This is a genomic window from Rathayibacter sp. AY1B4 (assembly GCF_002932815.1).
In the GTDB taxonomy this organism is placed as follows: Bacteria; Actinomycetota; Actinomycetes; order Actinomycetales; family Microbacteriaceae; genus Rathayibacter.
Genome location: NZ_PSWN01000029.1, coordinates 1 through 23,747 on the forward strand (window position 1 = coordinate 1; position 23,747 = coordinate 23,747).

Consider the following 23,747-nt stretch of genomic DNA (forward strand, 5'->3'; position numbering starts at 1 on the left):
GGGAGCGGACCTCGTCGGCTCCACGCCGCTCGGTCGAATCAATTCGATCACGTGTCGGACAGGGGCGCCACCCCTCGGACCGCCGTCGGGTCCGACCGGCTCCCTCCCCGTGCACCGCCACCCGGGCGACGCCCTGACGGCTCGCCAGCGCCTCGTCTACGTGATCGTCCTCGGCTCGCTGACCGCCCTCGGGCCGTTCACGATCGACCTCTACCTGCCGGCGTTCCCCGCGCTGCAGAGCGAGCTGAACGTGTCGGAGGCGGCGGTCCAGCTGACCCTCACCGGCACGACCCTCGGCTTCGCGCTCGGCCAGCTGGTCGTGGGCCCCTGGAGCGACGCGGTCGGCCGGCGCCTGCCGATCCTCCTGGCCACCTCGCTGCACGTGCTGGCCTGCGTCGGCGCGGCGCTCGCCCCCGAGATCGTCAGCCTCGGCGTCTTCCGCTTCCTGATGGGAGCCGGCGCGGCGGCGGGCGGCGTGGTCGCGATGGCGATGGTCCGCGACCTCTTCGGCGGACGCCCGCTGGTGCGGATGCTGTCCCGGCTCGCCCTGGTGTCGGGCCTCGCGCCCGTGCTCGCGCCGGTCATCGGCTCGCAGCTGCTGCTGATCATGGACTGGCGCGGGATCTTCGTCTTCCTCGCCGCCTACGGCGTGCTGGTCGTCGCGGCCGTCGGCCTGCTCGTCGTCGAGACCCGGCCCCGCGCCGCCCGACACGAGCGCGAGCACCGCTCGCTCGTGCGGCGCTACCGGGCCGTCCTCAGCGACCGCGTGTTCCTCGGAGTGGCGGTGATCGGGGGCATGACCTTCGCCGGCCTGTTCACCTACCTCTCCAGCTCCTCGTTCCTGTTCCAGGGCCTCTACGGATTCGACGCGCAGCAGTACGGGCTGCTCTTCGCCGTGAACTCGCTCGGCGTCGTCCTCGGCGTGCAGGCGTCCTCCTACCTCAGCCGGAGGATCGGGCCGCAGTGGATCCTCGCGATCACGACGCTGACGCTGTTCACCTCCGCCGGCCTGATCGCCCTCTTCGACGTGCTCGGGCTGGGGCTCTGGGGCACGCTCGTCCCGCTGTGGTTCTTCATCGCGTCCTGCGGCTTCAGCTTCCCGTGCGTGCAGGTCCTCGGCCTGGTCAACCACGGCCGGGAGGCGGGGACGGCCGCGTCGCTGCTCGGAGCGGTCAACTTCGGCACCGCCGGACTGCTGTCGCCGATCTCGGGGGTCTTCGGCGCCGGCTCGGCCGTGCCGATGGCCGTGGTGATGATGGCGACGGCGACCGTGTCGATCCTGGCGCTCTGGCTGATCGTCCGGCCGAGGAGCGTCCCGGCGCTGCAGGACTGAGCGCTCGGCTCCGGGTCCCGGCGATCCGGCAGGCCCCGCTCCTGCGGCTCCTCGCGGGCGTTCCGGCCCCCGCTGGATCCGCTCCCGAGCGCCGCTGCTACAGTCCCCTCCCATGTCCTCCCGCGACTCCTCCGCCCTGCTCGCCGAGCTCTCCGACCCCGACCGCGACGTCCGCCTCCGCGCGGCGATGACCCTGGGCGAGCTCGCCGAGCCCGCCACCGCCGAGCCCCTCGCCGCGCACCTGTGGGAGGAGCCGGACTTCTTCGTCCGCGACGTGCTCACCTGGTCGCTCGGCCGCCTCGGCTCCGCCGCCGTCCCCGTCGCCCGCGAAGCGCTCGGCCGCGAGCCCCGAGTGCGCACGCAGGCGCTGCACGTGCTCAGCAAGATCCTCGACCCGGCGACGCTCGACGACATCGCCCCGCTGGCCGCCGACTCCGAGCCCGCCGTCGCCGCGAAGGCCCGCTTCGCGCTGGGCCGCCTCGGCGACGAGCGCGCGCTGCCGGTCCTGCTCGGCCTGCTCGGCGACGACGACGCGGAGGCGCAGAACGTGCTCACCGACGTCCTCGCCTCCTTCGGCGCCGCGGCCGTCCCCGGTCTGGAGCAGGCCCTCCGCGAGGGGTCCGCGCCGGTCCGGCGTCACGCCGCTGCCGCACTCGGCTACCTGGGCGACGACGCGCGTCCTGCCGTCGACGCGCTGGACGGGGCCGCCGGCAGCGATGACTCCGCGCTCGCGGTCTCGGCCGTGATGGCGCTCGGCTCGATCACCGGTCCCGACGCGGCCGCCGCCCTCGAACGGGCCTCCGCCTCGGACGACTCCCGCGTGAGCGCCGTCGCCGCGCGGCTCCTCGCCCGCTCCTCCGAGCCGACCCGGCTCGACGCCCTCCGCGCCGCCCGCCTGGCCCGCGCGGCCGGCTGAGCCGCGCCGCGAGACCCCCGCGGGGGAAGGCCGGGCATCCGCACGGCCGGTCGAACCGTGCCACGAACCCGGCGCACGGACGCCGGGCTTCCGAACCGTCGGCCGAGCCGCCCCGCAACCCCCAGCGGGGGAACGCCGGGTGACGGCATCATGTCCGGATGGATCACCGCGACGACCGCCTGTCGACCGAGCCCGGAATCGCGCGCCCCGACGCCGTCCAGCGTGCGCGGATGCGCGAGCAGGTGCCGTCCGACGACGTCGCCGCCCGGCTGCTGACGAAGGAGGCGGCCCACCGGGTCTCCCGCCGCTGGCCGCTGATCTCCGCGTCGCTCGCGATCCTGCTCACGGTGCTCCTCGCCGTGCTGATCGCCTTCCGCCCCACCTCGGCCTTCCGCTTCGACGTGGAGTGGATGGACGAGATCGTCGAGCACCGCTCGCCGGTCTGGGACATCCCGGCCCTCGTCATGAACACGGTCGGAGCGGGGCTCGTCGGCACGACGCTCATCCCGCTCGGCATCGTCGCCGTGCTGCTGGTGTTCCGCAGGCGGTGGGCCGCGCTCTACTACGCGATCGCCGCGCTGGTCAGCGTGGGCGCTACCCAGCTCGTCAAGGAGCTGGTGGGACGCGCCCGCCCGGCCGACATGCTCGTCACCAGCGACTACGGCTCCTTCCCGTCCGGCCATACCGCCAACGCGGCGACGACGGCGATGGTGCTGGCCCTGGTGTTCCCGCTGCTGTGGGTCTGGATCGCGGGCTTCCTCTACACCGTGGCGATGATGGCGAGCCGCACCTATCTCGGTGCCCACTGGCTGAGCGACACCGTCGGCGGCCTGCTGCTCGGGATCGGCGTGGCGCTCGTGGTCTGGGCTCCGCTCGCCGGCCGCCTGCGCACCGAGGCCGAGCTCCCGCACCCGCCGATCTGGATCCGCCGCACCACCTGACCGGCGCAGTTCTCTTCGCGCGAGGGCTTCGAGACCCTCAGGATCGGCGCCCGAGGAGCGCGGAGGCTCGCCGATCAGCCGAAGGCGGCGAGGGAGTCGAGCTCGTTGAAGGTGTAGACGTGCAGGCCCGCGAGGCGGTCGCCCGCCGCCGCTTCCAGGCGCGCGACGAACGCGGACGGGTCGAAGCGGCGTCCGCGGAGGAGCCCGCCGGCCACCGAGGTGCTCCGCTTCAGGAAGCCGAGCGAGGAGCCCACTCCGATCCGCGCGCCCAGCGTCAGCAGCCGCGAGCGCTCGACCGGCCCCGGCACGCCCGCCCACAGATCGGCCGTGATCCCCGTCTCGCGGAGCCGATCGGCGTAGCGGACCACCGCGTCCACGTCGAAGCACATCTGCGTGACGATCGAGCGGATGAACGGAGCGCGCTCGCGCAGGTGCCGCTCGATGCTCTCGTCGGAGAGGTGCGGGTGGCCCTCGGGATAGCCTGCGATGTCCAGGGCCAGCCCGGGTGAGATCTCGCGGGCGTCGCGGATGAGCTCGAGGCTCGTGGAGTAGGTGCCGGCCGCCGAGGACGCGTCGCCCGAGATCACGAACGCCTCGTCGATCCCCGCCTCGCCCATCCGCTCGAGGACCCGCTCGAGTGCGGCGCGGCCCTCGACGTTCCGCGCCGCCAGGTGGGGCACCACGCGGAACCCGCGCCCGGCCAGCGCGACCGCGCCGTCCACGGTCCGCTCGGTCCCGTGCTTCGGCAGGCTCGTCACGGTCAGCGTCACCGCGGAGGGGTCCGGGAACGCTCGCGCGGCGCGCTCGCCGATGTCGTCGGCCGGGATGATCTCGAAGCGCGCGCGGGTCATCGGCCCAGCCTGCCACGCGGAGACGGCGCGGCGCGGGTGGTGGCCGCAGCCGCACGAGTGTCGGAGGGGCGCCCTAGCCTGGAGCCGATCGCCGCCCGGTGATCGCGGAAGGAGTCGCGTGTACCTGGAGTCCGGCCGCGTGGTCACGAGCCCCACCGACCTGTCGAACTGGGCGGCCTGCGAGTGGGCCGTCCTCCGCCGGTTCGACGCCCTGCTGGGCCGCGCGCCGCGCCTCGAGGCCGAGAGGGACGGGATGCTCGAGCGCACCGCGGTGCTCGGCGACGAGCACGAGCACCGCTTCCTCGCCGAGCTGAAGCGCACGCACGAGGTGCTCGAGTTCGAGCGCCCCGAGCCCGCCGGCTACCCCGCGGCGGCCGAGGCGGCCGTCGAGGCGATGCGCGCCGGGGTCGACGTGCTCTACCAGGCCACCTTCTTCGACGGCGAGTTCCTGGGCTTCTCGGACTTCCTCCTCCGCACCGCCGACGGCGCCTACGAGGTCTACGACACCAAGCTCGCCCGGCACGCGAAGATCCCGGCGCTGCTGCAGCTCGCCGCCTACGCCGAGCAGATGCAGGCGCGCGGTATCCGCGTGGGGGAGCAGGTGCACCTCGTGCTCGGCGACGGCTCCGTCACCAGCCACGAGCTGGCCGTCGTCGCCCCGGTCCAGCGGGTGCAGCGCGCCCGGCTCCGCGCCGTGCTCGACGAGCGCCTCGCCGCCGACGAGCCGCTGGAGTGGGGCGATCCGCGCTACCCCTCCTGCGGACGCTGCTCCGTCTGCGCGCCCGAGGTCCAGGCGCACCGCGATCCGATCCTCGTCGCCGGGATGCGGCTCGACCAGCGGGCGAAGCTCGGGGCGGCCGGCGTGCTCACCATCGACGCCCTCGCCGAGCACGACGGCCCCGTCCCCGGGTTGAGCGCGGGCACGCTCGAGGGCCTGCGCGCCCAGGCGCGGCTGCAGCTGCGGTCGGAGTCCTCGCCGGTGCCGGCCGTCGAGGTGATCGACGCCTCCGTGCTCGCCGGGCTGCCCGCCCCTGACCCGGGGGACCTCTTCTTCGACTTCGAGGGCGACCCGCTCTACACCGAGGACAACCGCGAGTGGGGCCTCGACTACCTCTTCGGCATGGTCGACGACCAGGAGCGCTTCACCGCGCTCTGGGCGCACGACCTCGCGGCCGAGCGCCGGGCGCTCCTCGACTTCCTCGCGCTCCTGCGGGCGCGCCGGGCCGAGCACCCCCGGATGCACGTCTACCACTACGCCTCCTACGAGCGCAGCCACCTGCTCTCGCTCGCGCTCCGCCACGGGGTCGGCGAGGAGGAGGTCGACGCGCTCCTGCGCGACGGCGTCCTGGTCGACCTGTACCCGGTGGTGCGGCGGGCGCTCCGCGTGGGCTCGCGCAGCTACTCGCTCAAGAAGCTGGAGCCGCTCTACATGGGCGAGGACGAGCGGGACGCGTCCGGCGTCACGAACGCCGCCGACAGCATCGAGATGTACGTGGAGGCGCGCGCCGCACAGAGGGCCGATCCTGCCGAGGGGCAGCGCGGGCTCGACCTCGTCGCCGAGTACAACGCCTACGACTGCCGCTCCACGCTCCGCCTGCGCGACTGGCTCCTGGAGCTCGCTCCGCCGCGCGAGGAGCTGCCGCCGCTGCTCGAGGTCGAGATCCCCGTGCCCCGCGAGCCGCACCCGGTCGCGGTCGCCCTGCTGGCGCAGGTCGAGGGGATCGAGCCGCGCGAGCGCACGGCCGACCAGACCGCGCTCGCCCTCGCCGGCGCGGCGATCGACTACCACCGCCGCGAGGCCAAGACCTTCTGGCAGGAGCACTTCGACCGCCTCCGGCAGCCGCTGGACGAGTGGGCGGACACCCGCGACGTCGTGATGATCGACCGGGTCGAGGTCGTCCGCGACTGGGCGAAGCTCCCGCGCGCCCGCACGCAGTCGCGCGAGCTGCGGATCTTCGGCCGGCTCGCTCCCGGCAGCCGGCTCGGCACCGGCTCGTCGCCGTACCTGGTCTACGAGGCCCCGGCGCCCCCTGGTGCGCCCTCGCCCGGTCCCGGTCTGCGCGGCGCCTCCGAGCGCTCCGAGATCCTCGCGGTCTACGACGACGGGGAGCGGATCGTCCTGCTCCTCAAGGAGGGCCTGAAGGCGGGGGAGGATCCGCACGACGACGCTCCGGTCGCCCTCGCCCCCGCGCCGCCGCCGCGCGCCGCGCCCCAGCCCGAGGCGATCGCGGAGTGGGGCGGCGAGGTCCTCGACGCGCTGCCCGCGATGCTGGCCGACCCGGCGCTCGACGTCCTCCGCCGCGTGCCGCCGGGAGCCGTCGCTCCGGTGCAGGGCGACGACGTGATCGGCGCGGTCGTCACCACTCTGCTCGGACTCGACCGGGCGACCCTCGCGGTGCAGGGTCCGCCCGGCACCGGCAAGACCTACGTCGGCTCCCACGTGATCGCCCGGCTGGTGAACGAGCACGGCTGGCGCATCGGCGTGGTCGGCCAGTCGCACTCGGTGGTCGAGAACGTGCTGAGCGCCGTCGTCGGCCGCGGCGTCGATCCCTCCCGCGTGGCGAAGGTGCCCAAGAACGGCACGCCGCCCGAGGCGCTCGCGGCGGCGCCCTGGGCGCCGGTGAAGAACGCGGCGGCACTCACCGCGGTCCTCGAGGAGGGCGGCGGCTGCGTCATCGGCGGCACCGCCTGGACCTTCGCGAACCCGGTCACCGTGCCGCGCCGCTCGCTCGACCTCCTGGTGGTCGACGAGGCCGGGCAGTTCTCGCTCGCCCCGACGATCGCGTCGGCCGTCTCCGCCCAGCGGCTGCTCCTGCTCGGCGATCCGCAGCAGCTGCCCCAGGTGAGCCAGGGCGCGCACCCGGAGCCGGTCGACGAGTCGGCGCTCGGCTGGCTCGCCGACGGGCACGACGTCCTCCCGCCCGAGTACGGCTACTTCCTCGCGCAGACCCACCGGATGCACCCGGCGCTCTCCGACGCCGTCTCCGAGCTGTCCTACGAGGGCGCGCTGCGGTCGCGGGCGCCGCAAGTGCGCCACCTGGAGGGGGTCGAGCCGGGCGTGCACTCCGTCCCGGTCGAGCACGCGGGCGACACCACCTCCTCGCCGGACGAGGCGAGGCGCGTCGTCGAGATCGCCCTCTCCCTCGTCGGCCGCGCCTGGACCGACGAGCACGGCGAGCGGACGCTGACCGCGGCCGACGTCATCGTCGTCGCGCCCTACAACGCCCAGGGCGGGCTCCTCCGCACCGCCCTCGACGCCGCGGGCCTCGAGGAGACCCCGGTCGGCACGGTCGACCTCTTCCAGGGCAGGGAGGCGGTGGTCGCCATCGTGTCGCTCGCCGCGTCCTCCGGGGCCGACGTCCCGCGCGGGATGGAGTTCCTCCTCCTGCCCAACCGCCTGAACGTCGCGGTCTCGCGCGCGAAGTGGGCGGCGTACCTGGTGCACTCGCCGGCGCTCGCCGCCTCGCTCCCGACCTCGCTGACCGGCCTCGGGCACCTCTCCGGCTTCCTCCGCCTGCTCGAGCGGGGGGAGCGGGCCGCCCTGTGACGGATCCGGTGGCCGGAAGGCGCGCTCCGCTCCGATTCCGTCGGTGCTCGGCATGGTGGACGACGCGATCCGTCGCTACGGTGTCCCCATGAGAATCCTCCTGGTCGGCGCCGGCGGCGTCGGCGACGCCTTCGCGAAGATCGCCGCGCGCCGCTCCTTCTTCGAGCAGATCATCGTCTGCGACTACGACCTCGCTCGCGCCGAGCGCACGGTCGCCTGGATCGCGGAGCGGCACGGTGCCGACGACCGCTTCGTCGCCGCGCGGATCGACGCCTCCGACGCCGAGAACGTCGAGACCGTCGCCCGCGCGCACGGGGCGACCCACGTGATGAACGCCGTCGAGCCGCGCTTCGTCCCGACGATCTTCGCCGGAGCGCTCGCCGCCGAGGCCGACTACCTCGACATGGCGATGAGCCTCTCGCTCCCGCACCCCGAGCAGCCCCACGAGCTGACGGGGCTCAAGCTCGGCGACGAGCAGTTCGCCGCGGCGGAGGAGTGGTCCTCCCGCGGCCGCCTCGCCCTGGTGGGCATGGGCGTGGAGCCGGGACTCTCCGACGTCTTCGCCCGCTACGCCTCCGACCACCTCTTCGACGAGATCGACGAGCTCGGAGTGCGCGACGGCGCGAACCTCGTCGTGCACGACGCGGACGGCCGCGAGATCTTCGCTCCGTCCTTCTCCATCTGGACCACGATCGAGGAGTGCCTGAACCCGCCGGTGGTGTTCGAGCGCGACCGCGGCTGGTACACCACCGCCCCCTTCTCGGAGCCGGAGGTGTTCGAGTTCCCCGAGGGCATCGGCCCGGTCGAGTGCGTGAACGTCGAGCACGAGGAGGTGCTGCTGATGCCGCGCTGGCTCGACGCCAAGAAGGTCACCTTCAAGTACGGCCTCGGCGAGCAGTTCATCGGCGTCCTGCGCACCCTCCACCTCCTCGGCCTGGACAGCACCGAGCCCTTGCGGGTCCGCTCGGCCGGCGGTCCCGTCGAGGTCTCGCCGCGCGACGTCGTCGCCGCCGCCCTGCCCGACCCCGCCGGCATCGGCCCGCGGATGACCGGCAGGACCTGCGCCGGCCTCTTCGTCTCGGGCACGAAGGACGGCGCCCGCCGCGAGGTGTACCTCTACCACGTGAGCGACAACGAGTGGACGATGGCCGAGTACGGCACCCAGTGCGTGGTCTGGCAGACGGCGCTCAACCCGGTGGTCGCGCTCGAGCTCCTCGCGACCGGCGTGTGGACCGGCGCCGGAGTGCTCGGGCCGGAGGCGTTCAGCGCCGACCCGTTCCTCGAGCTGATGGCCCGCCCCGAGGCCGACGGCGGGTACGGACAGTCCTGGCACGTCCGCGAGGACTGACCGGCGCCGCCGACCTAGGCTGAGCCCATGAGTGACGACGACGGGCTCGCCTCGGCGAGGGACGAGGCGCGCGCGGCCCTGGAGGCCGCCCGCCGACTGCAGGCGGAGGCCGCCGAGGCCCTGGCGCGAGCGGAGGCGGCGGCCGCGGCGCTGAACGCGGCGGCCGGCCCGGAGGAGGCGGAGGCCGTCGCGGACGACGTGCGGCTGGTGGCGGCGTCGACGGCGCTCTCGGGGAGCGGGCCGGGTACGCGTTCAGCGGCCCGGCCCTCGAGCTCGGCGCCCTCGTCAACGGCGACGCGCGGATCGACGTGCCCGTCCGCATCCCGCTCGGCATGCTCAACCGGCACGGCCTCGTCGTCGGCGCGACCGGCACCGGCAAGACGAAGACGCTGCAGGTCCTCGCCGAGCAGCTCTCGGCCAACGGCGTCCCCGTCTTCGCCGCGGACATCAAGGGCGACCTCTCCGGCCTCGCCACTCCGGGCACCGCGACCGACGCGCTGCTCGCCCGCACCCGCGGCATCGGCCAGGACTGGCGGGCGGAGGCGGCCCCCGCCGAGTACTTCGCGCTCGGCGGCATCGGCACCGGCGTCCCCGTCCGCGCCACCGTGACGGGATTCGGCGCGCTGCTGCTCGCGAAGGTGCTCGGCCTCAACCACACGCAGGAGTCGAGCCTCGGTCTCGTCTTCCACTACGCCGAGAGCGCCGGTCTCCCGCTCGTCGACCTGTCCGACCTCCGCGCCGTGCTCACCTACCTCGTCGGCGACGAGGGCAAGGCGGAGCTCGCCGAGCTCGGCGGGCTGTCCAAGGCGACCGCCGGCGTGATCCTCCGCGAGCTGATCGCGTTCGCCGACCAGGGCGCCGACGTGTTCTTCGGCGAGCCCGAGATCGACACGGCCGAGTTCCTCCGCCTCGCCGCCGACGGGCGCGGCGTCGTCAGCCTCCTCGAGGTCCCCGGAGTCGCCGACCGACCGGCTCTGTTCTCCACCTTCCTGATGTGGGTCCTCGCCGACCTCTTCAACGACCTGCCGGAGGTCGGCGACCTCGACAAGCCGAAGCTGGTGTTCTTCTTCGACGAGGCGCACCTGCTCTTCCGCGACGCGTCGAAGGACTTCCTCGCCGCGATCACCCAGACCGTGCGCCTCATCCGCTCCAAGGGCGTCGGCATCGTCTTCGTCACGCAGACCCCGAAGGACGTGCCGGGCGACGTCCTCGCCCAGCTCGGCTCCCGCGTGCAGCACCAGCTCCGCGCGCACACGCCGGACGACGCCAAGGCCCTCCGCGCCACCGTCTCGACCTACCCCGGGAGCGACTACGACCTCGGCGAGGTCCTCCAGGCGCTCCCCATCGGCGAGGCGATCGTGACGGTCATGAACGAGCGCGGCGCCCCGACCCCGGTCGCCTGGACGCGTCTCCGCGCCCCGCTCGGCTCGATGAAGCCCACCCCCGAGGCCGACCGCGAGGCGAGCGTCCAGAGGTCCCCGCTCCTCGCGCGCTACGGCACGCCCCTCGACCGCGACTCCGCCCGCGAGATCCTCACCCGCCGGCTCGACGCCGCCGCCGACGCCGAGGAGGCCCGCGCCGCCGCCGAGCAGCAGGCCGCCGACGACGCCCGCCGCGCCAAGGAGGACGCGCGTCGCGCCAAGGAGGAGACCGCGGACGCCGCCCGCCGCGCGAAGGAGCGGGCCGCCGCCGAGCGCGCCGCCGACCAGGCCGCCGAGCGCTCCCGACGGCGCACGGCACCGACCTCCCGCGGGACCCGCACCGCCCGCCGCGACAAGACGGTCGTCGAGGAGGTGCTGGGCTCGAGCGCCGGCAGGACGCTGCTGCGCGAGGTGGTCCGCGGGATCTTCGGGACCGCCCGACGGCGTTGACGCGACCCGGGCCGCTCGGGGAGACGAGGCGCTAACGGGAGCGTGTTAGCGTCGGTAGCATGAGTGAGAGCGGGACGACGCGGGAGCGGATCCTCCGAGCGACGGTCGAGCTGCTGGCGGACGGCGGGCGGGACGCGGTGTCGACGCGGGCGATCAGCGCGGCGGCGGGGGTGCAGGCCCCTACGATCTACCGGACGTTCGGCGACCTGCGCGGGCTGCTCGACTCGGCCGCGGCAGCCGGATTCGCGACGGCCCTCGCCGACTTCGAGCGGAGCGAGGCGCCGGCCGACCCGGTCGACGCGCTCCGTGCCGCCTGGGATCACCACGTCGCCTTCGGACTCGCCGAACCGCACCTCTACGCGCTGATGTTCACCGCGCGGCCGGGGGAGGAGTCGGAGGCGGCGCGCCTGTCCCGCGGCGTCCTCCTCGACGCGGTCCGGGCCGTCGCCGAAGCCGGCCGCCTCACCGTCGACGTCGAGCGGGCCTCCCGCCTGCTCCAGTCGGCCGCGCTCGGCTGCACCCTCACGCTGACCGCCCTCGCCGACCCCGACGACGAGCTCTCGTCCCGCTCGCGCGAGTCCGTCCTCGCGGCGATCACCACGGCGGAGGCGGGCCCCACCGATCCCGCCGCCCGTGCGGTCGTCGCGCATGCCGTCGCCCTGCGGACGGCGCTGCCGCAGATCGAGCCCCTCAGCGCGGGGGAGCGGCTCCTGCTCGACGAATGGCTCGAGCGCATCGCCGACTGACGGCCGGCGTCGCCGGAGGGTCCGTATCGCCGCCCTGTCGTCCGCGTTGTCGTAATACGGATGGCGACGGGCACGATCCGGGACCGGCACCTACGGTCGGACCATGTCGCGATCCATAGCCGAACTCTTCTTCCGCCCCGTCTGCGCCGCCTGCTCGGCCCCGCTCGTCGCCCGCCGTGGCGCTTTCTGCTCCGACTCCTGCGCGCGGACGAACCACCTCTACGGCTGATCCCGCACGCCCGGCGCGCGCCGAACGATCGGCGGCGCATGCTCGGCGCGACGTCGTCGGCTGCAGCCGGGTGTGCCCCGGCAGGGCGAACCCGGCGCTGCGTGAGTGGGCCGCTCCGATCGACGCCTCCACCGGTCGACCGGGCTCCGACGATCGCCCGCACCGGTTAAACAAAACGGTGCCCGTGCTGGCGAGAGCAACGGACACCGTTCGCGGAGGATGGGGGATTCGAACTCTCCCAGTCGAGCGGGCGAGTTGGGTCCGATCGCTGCGATTGCGGGCCGGCGGTGCATTGGCGAAGTGGCACAGTGAGCGGTTCGGAACGGTTGCTGTCGGTTCGATACGGGTCAGAATGTGCCCGCTGGTGTGCCACCTGTCGCATATGATGACGTCACTTCCGGCAGATGATGCAGCGTCAGCGCAGAGTCGCCCGTAGGGTCCAGCCATGGCCGACGCGCTGCACCCCGACCCCGGAACCGCCGCCGTGATCGACGCCGTCCATCGCAGCGGCCGATCGCACGCTTGGGTAGCTCGCCGCATCGGCATCTCTGAGGGGACGATGCACCGCAAGATGACGTGCAAGTCGCCAATCACGGTGGTCGAGGCGGTGCGGATGATGCGGGCCGTCGGGACGACGTTCGTGGCTGAGCTGCGCCGCGCGGGGGTTTAGGTCAGCGCCTCGAGCTTCGCGAGCTTCGTTGCTCGCTCTGTCCGGGCACCTCGTGGCTGTAGAGGTAACGACCGGTGTCTGGGTTGGTCATTACCTTCCCATCGCGCCAGGCGAGCAACCACGGCGCCTCGTCGCCGACGTTGCGGAACGCCTGTTCGTAGACGGACACCTCGCGGGGGCGGGCGGGGTGGTTCGGGTCGTAGCGGGTTCCCATGGTCGCGAGCGTCGCGGGGACTACCGACATTCACGGCGTCACCCGCTTGTCGTCCCGCCACCCTTCGACCGAGTAGCGGTCGGGCATCGGCCCGTCCTGCTGCGCGCGAGCGATCGCGGCATTCGCGTCGTCGGGGCTGGTGAAGATGCCCAGGACGGTCGGCGCCTCAGACCATGGGCCCCTGACCGTCACGAGGTAGTGCGTTGAGTTCGACGACATGATTTGATCATCGCGGAGTGACTCTTCGCCGCGACCTACTGGCGCGAAGCTCGGCTCCCTTGGCGCAGTAGCGTCATACCGTAGGGCCTAGAAGCCGAGCTGATCGTCGAGGTCTTTCTCGAGCTGGTCAGCGGCGGCTGCGTCCGCAGCAGCGGCGATCTGAGCGTCCGTAGCGTCGGCCGGAACGTCGATGTCGATCTTCTTTTCGATACCCATTCGTCAACGCTACTCGCGGATGAACAGTCCGATGGTGTCAGGTCGGCCATCTTCTAGCGGGGGGCCTCCGTACTGAGCTTGGAACCCGGTCAGCTCGTCCTCGAGTCCCGTCAAATGCTCGACGACGCCGTCGGCGGTCTGCTGTGGAAGCACGAGGTCCGCGCTGCCGACTACTAGCAGAGCGCCCGCGGTCAGGCGTAGAAGTTGCCGGTGCAAGCTCCTCTGACCGTCTGGGCCGAGATGCCGCCAGGCATTGCGAACGAGGACGACGTCCGCGGTCGGGATTGTGCAGGTGCGGAGATCGGCGACGCTGAACGTGACCCGCTCGCGTACAGAGGCCGACGGTCGGAACGTCTTCTCGTCGAGTTGTTCAAAGTGGCTGAGCGTCCTCGCCGGCTTCATCACTCGTGCGACACCCGCCGACATAATCGCCTGGGCAACCTCGGTGTTCTTGGTGCGACCTTCTATAGCGAGAGCGATCAGCTCGGGGTCGATGTCGGTCGCAATGACCCGGCCGGGGATGTCGTACTCCTCGAGCAGCATCGCCATCGAGTACGCCTCCTCTCCGGTGGCGACCGCGCCAACATAGACGGTGACCGGACCCTCGATGGACTGCAGGTGTTCCAGGATCGGCTTCCAGGCCCTCGGGAACCTAAACCACGTTGTGCGCGCGATCCCCATGCGGGTGGTCGTCTGCCTGAGATCGAACTCGTCGCTCATGATTCCCCCTTCACCGCGAGGAATCCCGCGAACTGCATCCACCGCATGACCGGCTCGACGTCCTCGAACCCTACCGATGCGAGCTCGTCGACCAGCTGCACCGTCGTGCGCGGCCTCAGCACGCCCCGCAGCGCGCGGTCCTTCGCGAGGACGTCGACCGGCGAGAGTCCGGCGCGCAGTTTGTGGGAGTGGAGCGCCTGTGCGGCGCGGCTCTGCGCTGCGGGCGAGCTCGGGAGCGTCTTCTCGAACAGGATCAGCGCCCCGCCCGGCTGCAGCGCGTCAAACACGTTGCGGAGCAGGCTCGCGCGGTCTGCCGGCGCGAGGAACTGGACGACGTAGTGCGCGACTACGAGATCCGGGGTGCCGAGGTCGCAGGTCGTCGCGTCGCCGAGCCGGAACGTGGCGCGGGAGTCGCGGGCCTGCGCCTCGACGAGCATCTCGGGCTCGGAGTCGATGCCGACGACATCTGCGGCGGGGTGCCGGGCTGCCAGCGCGGCCGTGAGCGTGCCGGTAGAACAGCCGACGTCGACGATCGATGCGCCTGGACCGGCCCACCAGTCGGACAGCTCAAGGATCAGCTCGTGGCCCTCCCTGTAAAGGGGCACGGAGTCGGCGATGTGGTCCTCGAATCGGGACGCGAGGCCTGCATCCCATGCCCAGCACTCTCGGGTGGTGGTCCCTGCGTCGATCATCGGGGAGATCCTCTCGGGGGGTTCGTGTGGAAAAAACGTCGTGGGTGTATGGGCACTACTCCCACGGGGTTGCCGCTCCCTCACCCCCCAGGGGGTGGTGGGGGGGTGCTCAGGCGGTCGATCCCCATCCCGGCGACGCCTGGATCGGCGGCCGGACTGTCGGGGTCTCGGAGCGTGCTGGTCGTCCTGCTCCGCGCTGTCCGTTGCAGAACGCGTGGAGTAGACGGGTGTTCTCGCGGGTGTAGGGCGACCCGCCGTGCGCGATGGGGATGATCTCGTCGACGACAGGGAAGCGCGGGTCGTACTGACCCAGCTCGGTAGCCATGGCGGTACCGAGCCAGTCGGTAGGCCACGGGCAGTCGCCCCACGTGCAGTAGGCGCCGGCAGCGAGGAGGCGCTTGCGCAGCTCGCGTCGGCGGTGTCCGTTCGCTACTCGCGGGTTCGGCATCTCGCCTTCGTTCTGTCGAGGGTGGTGCGAGCCCGACCGGATGAGTCACGGTCGGGCTCGCTGTAGGCGCTGGCGAGCTGCGGACGGGCGGAAAGGAGCTACACCCTTGCTCTGCCATCGTTCCCGCGCCACCGATGCCGTGGGCGCGGGTGACGTTGACGCCTACGAGCCGAGGGAGATCTTCTGCACGGCGGCGGCGTGCGGGTAGAGGATCGCAGCGCGCATGGTGGCCTTCACTGCGACGCGGTCGCTGGTGAAGAACACGGACCGGTCGATGTCGAGGGTCACGTCCTGCCGGATGGCGACGATGATGCGGGACTGCGGGATGCCCCAGACGGTGCCCTTCTTGACGGCAGGGCTGACGCGCAGCGGGATGCCGGCGATGAGTCGGCGGGATGCCTGCGTGGTGTCGGCGCTGAGCAGGGGCTCATTCGATCCGGTCGACTTCTTCAGGACGGCGAGCTTGAGCGCGTCGTCGGGGTGAGCGACGAAGGATGACAGGGTGACTCCGGCGGTCTCGGCTGCGGAGGCCGCCTGCTCGAAGGGGTCGAGGTTGGTGCCGCTGCCGGCGACTGCGTTGAAGCCGACGAGGTTCTCGAGGCCGGCGGGCTGGGCTGCGTTGGAACCCTTCGCGCCGAAGAACGCGGCGTCGAACTGGCGGGCGATGTCGCGGGCGAGGCCGTTGCCGACGAGCTGCGCAGCGGCGGGGCTGCTGTCCTCGGCGAGCTCCTTGCTAATGACGGTGAGGCCGGCGAGCTTGTAGAACGGGCTGGCGGCCTCTCCGAGGTTGGCGTCGCTCGCGGAGATCTCGGCGCCCTCGGCGACCCAGGATGCGACAGGGTCGGCCGTGACGATGGGAACGCGGTACGCGTTGACCTGCGCTCCGGTGCTCTGGACGTCCGCGACCTGCAGTGCGACGGATGCAGCCTGCACGGGCTGGACGATGAGGGAGTGAATCTGCTCGGGGAGGAACGCGCGGTTGGCGCTGGCGGTGGTCATGGCCACGATGGGCTCTCTTTCCGGTGGCACAGAAACGGCCACCTACAACGAAACGAATGGAGTGTTTCGCGCGGTGGCCTCGGGCCGTACCGTGCTGCCCACCAGGGGCTGCGTGTGCCGCCAGGACCGGACCTGCCGGGTATCTGACTGCATAGTCAGTCTATCCGGCAGGCCCGACATCGGCCTAGTCCACGTTGTCGTGAGCGTGCGGGTCGAGAGCCGCGGCCCAGGACATCGCCTCAGGTGCTACGGACTGCGGCGTCGTGCCCTGATTCGGGATCACGCCAGGGTCCGGCACGTGCTTCAGCCCCAGCGAATCGCGCGCGGACTCGGCAGCTGCGGCGACCTTCTCGGGATCGACGTTGCCGTCGTCGTCGAGGAGATCCGCGAGCTCCGAGCCGGCCGCCCACACGGCCGATGCCTTCTCGATCTTCGTGCTCGCGATGCGCTCGACGTCGGAGCGCTGCAGAGACTCGACACGGCTGCGCAGGGTGTCCCGCTCAGCCTCTGCCTCGCGCAGCTGGCGGCGGTACTTCGCCGCTTCGCTGTTCCCGTTCTGCTGCTGCTCCTCGGTCTTCTGAGGGGCGTCTACGGTCTCGGTGGTGGTCTCGGTCATGGGTCTTCCTTCCTTCGTGAGAGTCGTTTTTTTTGGGCGGGGAGAGATGAGCACTACTCCGCAGGGGGTGCCGGGTTCTCGGGGGTGGGGTCTGGTGCCCACCCCCGAAGAACCGTCTAGGCGGTGGTCGCCTCGTTGTCGTCGGGCTTGCCGCGAAGGCGAGCGAGGCGCACGCGGATGATGCGGTCGAGCTCGTTCTGCGACCTGATGGGACGGAACGCACCGGGCCGCTGCTCGGCGGCATAAGCCGCGTTGAAACGCGCCTCCCAGCGGCCGGCGTCAGACTTCCACCGGTCGCGATCGGCGCGCAGCCTGTCGATCTCCGACTCAAGGCCACGAATGCGGGCAAGACTGGCCTCGAGGCGATCGACTCGAGCGCTCAACGGGGTATCTACGGAATCAATCATCAATGCTCCTTTCTCGATAGGAAGGTGTCGTCGCATGTCGGGCAAGTCTCGACCCCTTCTCCTTCTACTGCTGGGTGAATAGGCATCTGGCAGACACGGCAGTACGTCCAGACGTCCGCAGGGACGGCATCTAAAGCAAGTCGGTACTCGTAGATGCACGCCCCGCAGTTGCCGAGACCGTCCGTCTTCTCTCGATGCGTGGGACACGTCGGAGCCGGCCGATCATGCTCGAGGTGCAGCAGCCAGCGGTACGGACGACCCGGCTCCTTCGTTGGCCACGGGAGCACGGCGCCCACTAGGCCGACCTCTTGATGTAACGGCCCTGTTGCCCGTTGCGGGTGAACCCGGGCTCGAGGACTTCCCCGGTAGCGAGATCCACCGCAGGGTCCGAAGCCTTGTCCTCGTCCTCCGACCTCTGCCTATCGCCTATAGCCTCAGCCTCAGCCTCTTCCTCATCCTCAGGTGTCCACGTGGACTCCTCTGTGGACTCCTCCGCGTCAGCACTGGGATCGGAGCGGGCTCCGTCGTTTGGGTCGTGTGGACTTTCCTGCACTCCTGCGCGCTTGCGGCGCTTCGAATCGCGCCACTGTTGCCGCCTCGTCTCGTGCTCGTTGGCGGTGGTCTGCGTCGCCTCCCACCGATGGATCTGCCAGCCGACCTTGGTGACGCGCCACAGCTTGGCTTCGACGAGCTCGTCGATGACGGCGGCGCGGCTCCTTCCTTCATCGACCGGGAACATCCGGACGGCGGCGGTCGGAACCCGTCCGTCCGTCCACTGCTCCGCTGACCACATGAGCGCCCAGGAGTAGATGCGCCATGCAGCGTCGGACAACCCGACGCGATCGGGGTCCGTCTGCCAACGGCTAGGCAGTCTCGCGTCAGGCATCGCGGCCTCCGGTACTGTCGGCCGTTAGTCCAGCTGCCTTGTTAGAGTGCTCTCCGACTATTGGGTCGGTAACGTACCGCCCTGGGATTCTTGCATCAGTCATAAGGGCCTCCTTTCTGTAGAATTGGAAAGCGCGGGTGCCGAGCTGCTGTCGGCACCCGCGCTCTCTATTGGGTCAAGTGTTCGTTTGTGCGCTAGCAGGGCACTTCGTCAGGCCAGGCGTCATCAGTCGCGCGTTCCGCCCGGAGTGCTTGGTCGAGTAGAGAGACGCCAAGCGACCGCGCCTCGTCTGCCGTTAGCGCGATGCTCACGCGCTTCGTCCACAGCACGACCTGTTGCGTGACGCCCCCAGTGGACCGGGTGGAAGCACGAATGGTCTCGCCGCTGGCGGTCGTCATCGTCGCGGTCACGGTCGCGCCCCGGAGTTGATCGCCTTCGAGTACGCCGAGACCAATCGGAGGAGCATCACGATGGTGCATCGTCTGAGGTCACCGCGTTCGATGCAGAACATGGTGAGGGCGTTGGTTCCTGCGACCTCCGCAGCGCCCAACAAGGTGTAGCCGGACCGGTGCCGGAGCTCGAGCAGCGCCGTGCTGATCCGCTTCTCACTGCGGAGGATGGTCTCGATGCTGATCTCCGTCGTCGTGGCCCAGTGGAGCGCTCCGGGTCGACGGGATCGCGGGCGGGCGGCGCAGTGACGGCCGGCGACGACGCGCCGAACTTTCAACAAGTGGTGCACGACGGCCGCGGGGGTGTGCAGGTGCAGGTTCGGACCCGCGAAGTGTAAGGTGCTCATAACTAGTCGTTTCCTTTCGTGGAAGTTTGGTTCGGCTTCTCGCCCGTGATCTCCCTGCCAGGAGTCACGGGCTTTCTCTTTGCGGTCACGAGGCCGCGCGCTCGTCCTCGACGATTCCGAAGACTCGGAGCAGCGCGGCCCGGGGGATCATGCGGCGGGCGCCGATCTGCACGCTCGGGATCGTGCCGTCCTCGACGGCGGCGGCGATCCGTCGGGGCTCTGCGCCGACGAGCTTGGCTGCGGCACGGTAGGTGAGAGCGAGAGGCTCTGCTGTCGCGATGGTCACGGTTGGCCTTTCGTTTGGTGGGTGGTTTCCAGGGCCTCGCCTAGCCCGCGCGTCTAGCGTTGGCTGGTTCGAGGCATCACAATTCGGCCCGCGGGTAGTTCCCGCGTGGCCGATCCCTCGTCTCCGGGTCTGACCGGTCGAGGGCTCACTGTGGAGTTGCGTGCCGTTGCCACGTGCTCGCAACCGCAGTCTTACTCTCGCACACATTGCGAACCGCGCGCAACCGCATGCAATAGCGGGGTGTCGGCAGTGGCAGGTAGCGTCCGGATGGTGAGCAACGAAGCGCCAACGCGCACCCCCCTGATCGGAGAGCCGTCGTGGGAGATGGCGGGCGACGATGAGAACTGGGTAGTCCTAGCCGGCAACCTGCGCGTTCCGCAAATGGTCAGAGTCCGTCGAATCACCGATGATGAATGGGACTACTACGCCGATGTGGACGTCACGTTTGATATGGAAGCCCTGCGTTACGAGCTCACGTCAATTTCCGTTCATTCGTACCAACTCGAGGGGCGACCGTTACCGATCAGTGCTCGATCTCTGAGAACCTTGCTAATCAACAAGCTGGAGGAGAAGGTGTTCGAGAACGAACGCTTCCCGCTTGTCGTTCCCGGGTCGTATAAAGGTAGACCACGCTATGGCTTCAGTGGCCTGGAAAAGTTGGCAGAGAAGGTGCGGGGCAATGGCCCGACCGCAGAGGCGTTAGAAGTCGCAGCCCTCATCTACTGTGCAGCTTTCGCAATTCGAGGCAATCCGACGCAGAGGATCGCAGAGCTTATGAATCTTCCGCACCGCACGGCTAGCCACTGGGTGAAGTTGGCCCGTGAGCGCGGATACCTAAGTTCAGACCCAAGTCGGAGCATCGATGGTCCCCGCGGCTACGGTCTGCTGACGGGCGGCTAGTGGCGAGACGCGCGAATAATTCGGGCACGGTCACGAGCTACACAACGTCGTCGGGCCGCGTTTTGTGGCGCCTGGCGTATTGGGTGGAGCTCGAAAACGGGGAGCGCGCGCGGAAGTTCAAGCGCGGCTTCGAGAGCGAGCAGGACGCGCACGCGGCGCTCGAGGACATCCGCGTAGACATGCGGCGCGGCTCTCACGTCGAAGAGATCCGGGATCGCCTGGACGACTACGCGGCCGAGTACCTGGCGACGATCCGGGTGCGCCCGACGACGCTGGCCGGCTACCGGAAGCACTACCGGGTGCACGTGCAGGGCTCGACGCTGGGCAAGCTGCCGATATCCGCGATCACGAAGGATCACCTGAACCGGTTCTACCGGGGCCTCGAGCGGTCGGGGCGTAAAGACAAGGGGCACGAGGGGGAGCCGCTGGGGCTCGCGACAGTGCGGCACGTCCACGTGTTGCTGTCGCAGATTCTCTCGCACGCTCTCGACGACGGGAAGATCAAGACGAACCCCGCGAAGAAAGCATCACCGCCACGAAAGGTCGATGCGGCGCCGCCCGAAATGCACGTGTGGACGGCGGGGGAGTCGAAGCAGTTCCTCGACTGGTCGCGCGAGAGCGGGGACTATCTGTATCTCGCGTGGCGGACGCTGCTCGCCACAGGGCTACGCCGGGGGGAGATCTTGGCGCTGCGCTGGCGCGATGTCGACTTCACGGCGGGAACAATCGTCGTCCGGCGCGCGATGCAGTACGTCAAAGAGGCTGGGACGGCCCCTGTGACGACGTTCGGACCTCCGAAGAACGGGAAGCCGCGGAACGTCGACATCGACCCGCAGCTGGTCACTGAGCTCCGGGTGAGGCGTGACGGCATCCGTTCCGTTGCGCCGGAGCACGCCGCCGCCGACTCTCTCGTGTTCTCGAACCGGTATGGGCGCCCGCACAACCCGGTGCAGTTCTCTCGGCAGTGGCGTGAGCGGGTTGCGAAAGCGCAGGAGACCCTGCCGGACCTGCCGACGATCAAGCTGCACGAGGGGCGCCATACGCACGCGACCACGCTGCTGAGCGCTGGCGTGAACGTTCGAGTGGTGTCGGAGCGGTTGGGGCACACTTCCGCGGCTGTCACGCTGACGATCTATGCGCACGCGATCAAGTCGCTGCAGCGCGCCGCCGCGGACATGATGGGCGATCTGTTCGCCTAACTGTGCCTCCTGCTGTGCCACTAGCGTCGAACGCCGGTCGCCGGGGACGCAAAAACGGTGTCCGTGCTGGCGAGAGCAACGGACACCGTTCGCGGAGGATGGGGGATTCGAACCCCCGAGGGCTTTCACCCAACACGCTTTCCAAGCGTGCGCCATAGGCCACTAGGCGAATCCTCCTGGCACGACCTGAGCCGCGACTCATCGATACTAGCCGGTGTCGGAGGCTCCCGCTGACCACGACCCCGACACGCCCCGCTCTCCTCGGCCGCCGTCGTCGGTTAGACTGTCACCCGGCTCCCCGCGTGGCGCCATCCAGGCCAACTCCCCCAGGGCGGAAACGCAGCAAGGGTAACCGGGCTCTGGCGGGTGCGCGGGGGGTCTTCTTCCGTTAACCGGCCCGCCTGCTCCGCCGATGGACCGCCGCACAGCCGCTACGAGGCCCTACCGACTGCGGACGCTCCTCCACAGCCGCGCGCCATGCACGCCCTCCCATCCCTGGCCTCTACTCAGCCAGGCGGAGGGACCCCCTCGGTAGGCTGGATCCGATGGTTCAGAGCATCTACATCTCGTCCGCCGAAGGTCATTCGGGCAAGTCCACGGTCGCCCTCGGCGTCCTCGATGCGCTCAGCAGCCAGGTGCAGCGGGTCGGCGTCTTCCGCCCGATCGCCCGCTCCACCTCCGAGCCGGACTACGTGCTCGAGATGCTGCTCGGCCACTCCGACTCGGGCCTCGCCTACGAGGACTGCATCGGCGTCACCTACGAGGACGTCCACGCCGACGGCGAGGCGGCGCTCTCGCGGATCGTCGAGCGGTACAAGGGCGTCGAGGCCCGGTGCGACGCCGTCGTCATCCTCGGCTCCGATTACACGGACGTCGGCAGCCCCACCGAGCTCGGCTACAACGCCCGCATCGCCGCCAACCTCGGCGCTCCGGTCCTGCTCGTCCTCACCGGGCGGGACTCGTCCCGCAGCGAGCAGCTGGGCCAGGCGCCCGCGCGCACGCCGGAGGAGATGCGCCAGATCACGGAGCTCGCCTCGGTCGAGCTGCGCACGGCCCACGCGAGCCTCATCGGAGTGATCGCGAACCGCGCGGACCCCGACACCGCCGCCGACGCCGTCGCCGCGATCCGCGAGAGCATCCCCGCCACCGTCCCGGTCTGGGCGATCCGCGAGGATCCGTTCCTCGTCGCTCCGAGCCTGTCCCGCCTGGTCGAGGCGGTCGACGGCGTCGTCGTCGCGGGCGATCCGGAGCTGCTCGGCCGGGAGGCGCTCGGCGTGGTGATCGCCGGCATGTCCATGGTCAACGTCCTGCCGCGGCTCACCGAGGGCGGCGTCGTGATCGTCCCCGGCGACCGGCCCGAGGTCGTCCTCGCCGTGATCATGGCGTACGCCTCCGGCACGTTCCCCACAGTCACCGGCATCATCCTCAACGGCGGCTTCGAGCTGCCGGAGCCGATCGTCCGGCTGATCGAGGGCGTCGACAGCCGCGTGCCGATCGTGATGACCGAGCTCGGCACCTACGACACCGCCGTCCGCGTCACCGCGGCCCGCGGCCGCCTGGCGGCCGACTCCCCGCGCAAGCGCGACACCTCCCTCGCCCTCTTCCAGGAGGCGGTCGACGCGGTCGAGCTGCTCACCCTCCTCGACGTCGGCCGGTCCGAGGTCGTCACGCCGCTGATGTTCGAGTACGGGCTGATCGAGCGCGCGCGCATCGCCGACCGCCACATCGTCCTGCCCGAGGGCGGCGACGACCGGATCCTCCGCGCCGCCGCGACGGTGCTCAAGCGCGGCATCGCCCGGCTCACGATCCTCGGCGAGGAGGCCGAGATCCGCGCCCGTGCGGCGGGCCTCGGCCTCGACCTCGACGGCGCGCGCGTGCTGAGCACCCTCGACCCCGAGCACCGCGCGCGCTTCGCCGAGGAGTACGCCCGCATCCGCGCGCACAAGGGCATCACCTACGACCACGCCTACGACACCGTCACGGACGTCTCCTACTTCGGCACGATGATGGTGCAGCTCGGCCTGGCCGACGGGATGGTCTCGGGAGCCGCGCACACGACGGCGCACACCATCCGCCCCGGCTTCGAGATCATCAAGACGAGCCCGGGCGTCTCGGTCGTCTCGAGCGTGTTCCTGATGGCGCTCGCCGACCGCGTGCTGGTCTACGGCGATTGCGCGGTGAACCCCGACCCCACCGAGGCGCAGCTCGCCGACATCGCGATCTCGTCCGCCGAGACCGCCCAGCAGTTCGGCATCGATCCCCGCATCGCGATGCTCTCCTACTCCACGGGCGAGAGCGGAGCAGGCGCCGACGTCGAGAAGGTCCGCGCAGCCACGGCTCTGGTGCGCGAGCGCCGGCCCGACCTGCTCGTCGAGGGCCCGATCCAGTACGATGCGGCGGCCGATGCGGCGGTCGCGGCCTCGAAGATGCCCGGCTCCCAGGTCGCCGGGCGCGCGACGGTGTTCATCTTCCCCGACCTCAACACGGGCAACAACACCTACAAGGCCGTGCAGCGCTCGGCCGGCGCCGTCGCCATCGGACCGGTCCTCCAGGGCCTGCGCAAGCCGGTCAACGACCTCTCGCGCGGCGCGCTCGTGCAGGACATCGTCAACACCGTCGCGATCACGGCCATCCAGGCCGCCACCCAGGCCATCGTCCCGCCCACCGCCGCCATCCCCGTGGTGCGCTAGCGGCGAC

23 protein-coding genes, 1 tRNA gene, 1 other RNA gene and 1 pseudogene are annotated in these 23,747 nt (G+C 70.8%); 12 read left to right on the plus strand and 14 right to left on the minus strand.

Features of this window, described 5'->3' with window-relative positions; translation table 11 throughout:
* Positions 1–109: 109 nt before the first annotated feature.
* The 3 genes from C5D66_RS15020 to C5D66_RS15030 all read left to right on the plus strand — a co-directional run bounded on the left by C5D66_RS15020 (position 110) and on the right by C5D66_RS15030 (position 3,190).
* Positions 110–1,333 (plus strand): multidrug effflux MFS transporter, encoded by a 1,224-nt coding sequence (locus C5D66_RS15020; protein WP_258074877.1) that lies wholly within the window; start codon positions 110–112, stop codon positions 1,331–1,333.
* A gap of 112 nt (positions 1,334–1,445) precedes the next feature.
* Positions 1,446–2,249: a HEAT repeat domain-containing protein gene (locus tag C5D66_RS15025; protein WP_104234526.1), complete on the plus strand. Its 804-nt coding sequence runs from the start codon at positions 1,446–1,448 to the stop codon at positions 2,247–2,249.
* Between the two features lie 158 nt (positions 2,250–2,407).
* Positions 2,408–3,190: a phosphatase PAP2 family protein gene (locus tag C5D66_RS15030; RefSeq protein ID WP_244229597.1), complete on the plus strand. Its 783-nt coding sequence runs from the start codon at positions 2,408–2,410 to the stop codon at positions 3,188–3,190.
* 74 nt (positions 3,191–3,264) lie between these two features.
* Here C5D66_RS15030 and C5D66_RS15035 read toward each other — a convergent pair whose 3' ends face one another.
* The gene (locus C5D66_RS15035; RefSeq protein WP_104256685.1) at positions 3,265–4,041 is read right to left on the minus strand and encodes a methylenetetrahydrofolate reductase; all 777 of its coding nucleotides are present in this window, start codon (positions 4,039–4,041) and stop codon (positions 3,265–3,267) included.
* A 118-nt stretch (positions 4,042–4,159) separates the two neighbouring features.
* On the opposite strand from C5D66_RS15035, the gene C5D66_RS15040 reads away from it, so the two are divergent.
* The 5 genes and pseudogenes from C5D66_RS15040 (at position 4,160) to C5D66_RS15060 (ending at position 12,452) form a co-directional block, all read left to right on the plus strand.
* Positions 4,160–7,588, plus strand: a complete 3,429-nt coding sequence (locus C5D66_RS15040) for a bifunctional RecB family nuclease/DEAD/DEAH box helicase (RefSeq protein ID WP_104256684.1) — start codon at positions 4,160–4,162, stop codon at positions 7,586–7,588.
* A gap of 88 nt (positions 7,589–7,676) precedes the next feature.
* Positions 7,677–8,936: a saccharopine dehydrogenase family protein gene (locus C5D66_RS15045; protein WP_104256687.1), complete on the plus strand. Its 1,260-nt coding sequence runs from the start codon at positions 7,677–7,679 to the stop codon at positions 8,934–8,936.
* A gap of 27 nt (positions 8,937–8,963) precedes the next feature.
* Positions 8,964–10,807, plus strand: a pseudogene (locus C5D66_RS15050) (helicase HerA-like domain-containing protein).
* Between the two features lie 59 nt (positions 10,808–10,866).
* Positions 10,867–11,553 (plus strand): TetR/AcrR family transcriptional regulator, encoded by a 687-nt coding sequence (locus tag C5D66_RS15055; RefSeq protein ID WP_104227474.1) that lies wholly within the window; start codon positions 10,867–10,869, stop codon positions 11,551–11,553.
* 674 nt (positions 11,554–12,227) lie between these two features.
* Positions 12,228–12,452, plus strand: a complete 225-nt coding sequence (locus C5D66_RS15060) for a hypothetical protein (protein ID WP_104292913.1) — start codon at positions 12,228–12,230, stop codon at positions 12,450–12,452.
* A gap of 1 nt (position 12,453) precedes the next feature.
* Here C5D66_RS15060 and C5D66_RS15065 read toward each other — a convergent pair whose 3' ends face one another.
* From C5D66_RS15065 to C5D66_RS15115, 12 genes are all read right to left on the minus strand, one after another.
* Positions 12,454–12,666, minus strand: a complete 213-nt coding sequence (locus tag C5D66_RS15065) for a hypothetical protein (protein WP_146078527.1) — start codon at positions 12,664–12,666, stop codon at positions 12,454–12,456.
* A gap of 30 nt (positions 12,667–12,696) precedes the next feature.
* A complete protein-coding gene (locus tag C5D66_RS15070) occupies positions 12,697–12,885 on the minus strand; it encodes a hypothetical protein (protein ID WP_104292911.1) in 189 nt (62 codons plus the stop codon).
* Between the two features lie 87 nt (positions 12,886–12,972).
* Positions 12,973–13,101 (minus strand): hypothetical protein, encoded by a 129-nt coding sequence (locus C5D66_RS17550; protein WP_258068249.1) that lies wholly within the window; start codon positions 13,099–13,101, stop codon positions 12,973–12,975.
* 9 nt (positions 13,102–13,110) lie between these two features.
* The gene (locus C5D66_RS15075) at positions 13,111–13,821 is read right to left on the minus strand and encodes a CheR family methyltransferase (protein WP_104292910.1); all 711 of its coding nucleotides are present in this window, start codon (positions 13,819–13,821) and stop codon (positions 13,111–13,113) included.
* Positions 13,818–14,426: a trans-aconitate 2-methyltransferase gene (locus C5D66_RS15080; RefSeq protein ID WP_181125772.1), complete on the minus strand. Its 609-nt coding sequence runs from the start codon at positions 14,424–14,426 to the stop codon at positions 13,818–13,820. Before C5D66_RS15080 ends, C5D66_RS15075 begins: the two co-directional genes overlap by 4 nt.
* Positions 14,427–14,622: 196 nt before the next feature.
* A complete protein-coding gene (locus tag C5D66_RS16925) occupies positions 14,623–14,838 on the minus strand; it encodes an HNH endonuclease (protein WP_146078526.1) in 216 nt (71 codons plus the stop codon).
* 285 nt (positions 14,839–15,123) lie between these two features.
* Positions 15,124–15,960 (minus strand): phage major capsid protein, encoded by an 837-nt coding sequence (locus C5D66_RS15085; protein ID WP_104326977.1) that lies wholly within the window; start codon positions 15,958–15,960, stop codon positions 15,124–15,126.
* Positions 15,961–16,144: 184 nt separating this feature from the next.
* A complete protein-coding gene (locus tag C5D66_RS15090; protein ID WP_104326978.1) occupies positions 16,145–16,576 on the minus strand; it encodes a hypothetical protein in 432 nt (143 codons plus the stop codon).
* Between the two features lie 116 nt (positions 16,577–16,692).
* Positions 16,693–16,983 carry a hypothetical protein gene (locus C5D66_RS15095; protein WP_104292906.1) on the minus strand — a complete coding sequence of 97 codons (291 nt, stop codon included), beginning with the start codon at positions 16,981–16,983 and terminating at the stop codon, positions 16,693–16,695.
* A 295-nt stretch (positions 16,984–17,278) separates the two neighbouring features.
* Positions 17,279–17,869: a hypothetical protein gene (locus tag C5D66_RS15100; protein WP_104326979.1), complete on the minus strand. Its 591-nt coding sequence runs from the start codon at positions 17,867–17,869 to the stop codon at positions 17,279–17,281.
* Between the two features lie 406 nt (positions 17,870–18,275).
* Positions 18,276–18,665 (minus strand): hypothetical protein, encoded by a 390-nt coding sequence (locus C5D66_RS15110; protein WP_104326981.1) that lies wholly within the window; start codon positions 18,663–18,665, stop codon positions 18,276–18,278.
* 85 nt (positions 18,666–18,750) lie between these two features.
* Positions 18,751–18,951: a DNA-binding protein gene (locus tag C5D66_RS15115; RefSeq protein WP_258065700.1), complete on the minus strand. Its 201-nt coding sequence runs from the start codon at positions 18,949–18,951 to the stop codon at positions 18,751–18,753.
* Positions 18,952–19,221: 270 nt separating this feature from the next.
* Between C5D66_RS15115 and C5D66_RS16930 the strand changes: the two genes are divergently transcribed.
* Both C5D66_RS16930 and C5D66_RS17400 read left to right on the plus strand, forming a co-directional pair.
* A complete protein-coding gene (locus C5D66_RS16930; protein WP_146086966.1) occupies positions 19,222–19,851 on the plus strand; it encodes a hypothetical protein in 630 nt (209 codons plus the stop codon).
* Positions 19,851–21,050: a tyrosine-type recombinase/integrase gene (locus tag C5D66_RS17400; RefSeq protein ID WP_374954411.1), complete on the plus strand. Its 1,200-nt coding sequence runs from the start codon at positions 19,851–19,853 to the stop codon at positions 21,048–21,050. Before C5D66_RS16930 ends, C5D66_RS17400 begins: the two co-directional genes overlap by 1 nt.
* Before the next feature lie 92 nt (positions 21,051–21,142).
* Here C5D66_RS17400 and C5D66_RS15125 read toward each other — a convergent pair.
* A tRNA-Ser gene (locus C5D66_RS15125) sits at positions 21,143–21,227 on the minus strand.
* A 112-nt stretch (positions 21,228–21,339) separates the two neighbouring features.
* Here C5D66_RS15125 and ffs point away from each other — a divergent pair.
* An RNA gene (ffs, locus tag C5D66_RS15130) (signal recognition particle sRNA small type) lies at positions 21,340–21,436 on the plus strand.
* A gap of 159 nt (positions 21,437–21,595) precedes the next feature.
* Positions 21,596–23,740, plus strand: coding sequence for a phosphate acetyltransferase (pta, locus tag C5D66_RS15135; RefSeq protein WP_104227473.1), 2,145 nt, complete (start codon positions 21,596–21,598; stop codon positions 23,738–23,740).
* Positions 23,741–23,747: the final 7 nt, after the last annotated feature.

Bases quoted from the DNA above. Each gene is read 5' to 3' on its own strand.
- C5D66_RS15025 (WP_104234526.1), top strand. From the start codon at position 1,446: ATGTCCTCCCGCGACTCCTCCGCCCTGCTCGCCGAGCTCTCCGACCCC.
- C5D66_RS15030 (WP_244229597.1), top strand. From the start codon at position 2,408: ATGGATCACCGCGACGACCGCCTGTCGACCGAGCCCGGAATCGCGCGC.
- C5D66_RS15035 (WP_104256685.1), bottom strand. From the start codon at position 4,041: ATGACCCGCGCGCGCTTCGAGATCATCCCGGCCGACGACATCGGCGAG.
- C5D66_RS15045 (WP_104256687.1), top strand. From the start codon at position 7,677: ATGAGAATCCTCCTGGTCGGCGCCGGCGGCGTCGGCGACGCCTTCGCG.
- C5D66_RS15055 (WP_104227474.1), top strand. From the start codon at position 10,867: ATGAGTGAGAGCGGGACGACGCGGGAGCGGATCCTCCGAGCGACGGTC.
- C5D66_RS15060 (WP_104292913.1), top strand. From the start codon at position 12,228: ATGGCCGACGCGCTGCACCCCGACCCCGGAACCGCCGCCGTGATCGAC.
- C5D66_RS15065 (WP_146078527.1), bottom strand. From the start codon at position 12,666: ATGGGAACCCGCTACGACCCGAACCACCCCGCCCGCCCCCGCGAGGTG.
- C5D66_RS15070 (WP_104292911.1), bottom strand. From the start codon at position 12,885: ATGTCGTCGAACTCAACGCACTACCTCGTGACGGTCAGGGGCCCATGG.
- C5D66_RS17550 (WP_258068249.1), bottom strand. From the start codon at position 13,101: ATGGGTATCGAAAAGAAGATCGACATCGACGTTCCGGCCGACGCTACG.
- C5D66_RS15075 (WP_104292910.1), bottom strand. From the start codon at position 13,821: ATGAGCGACGAGTTCGATCTCAGGCAGACGACCACCCGCATGGGGATC.
- C5D66_RS16925 (WP_146078526.1), bottom strand. From the start codon at position 14,838: ATGGCTACCGAGCTGGGTCAGTACGACCCGCGCTTCCCTGTCGTCGAC.
- C5D66_RS15085 (WP_104326977.1), bottom strand. From the start codon at position 15,960: ATGACCACCGCCAGCGCCAACCGCGCGTTCCTCCCCGAGCAGATTCAC.
- C5D66_RS15090 (WP_104326978.1), bottom strand. From the start codon at position 16,576: ATGACCGAGACCACCACCGAGACCGTAGACGCCCCTCAGAAGACCGAG.
- C5D66_RS15095 (WP_104292906.1), bottom strand. From the start codon at position 16,983: ATGATTGATTCCGTAGATACCCCGTTGAGCGCTCGAGTCGATCGCCTC.
- C5D66_RS15100 (WP_104326979.1), bottom strand. From the start codon at position 17,869: ATGCCTGACGCGAGACTGCCTAGCCGTTGGCAGACGGACCCCGATCGC.
- C5D66_RS15110 (WP_104326981.1), bottom strand. From the start codon at position 18,665: ATGAGCACCTTACACTTCGCGGGTCCGAACCTGCACCTGCACACCCCC.
- pta (WP_104227473.1), top strand. From the start codon at position 21,596: ATGGTTCAGAGCATCTACATCTCGTCCGCCGAAGGTCATTCGGGCAAG.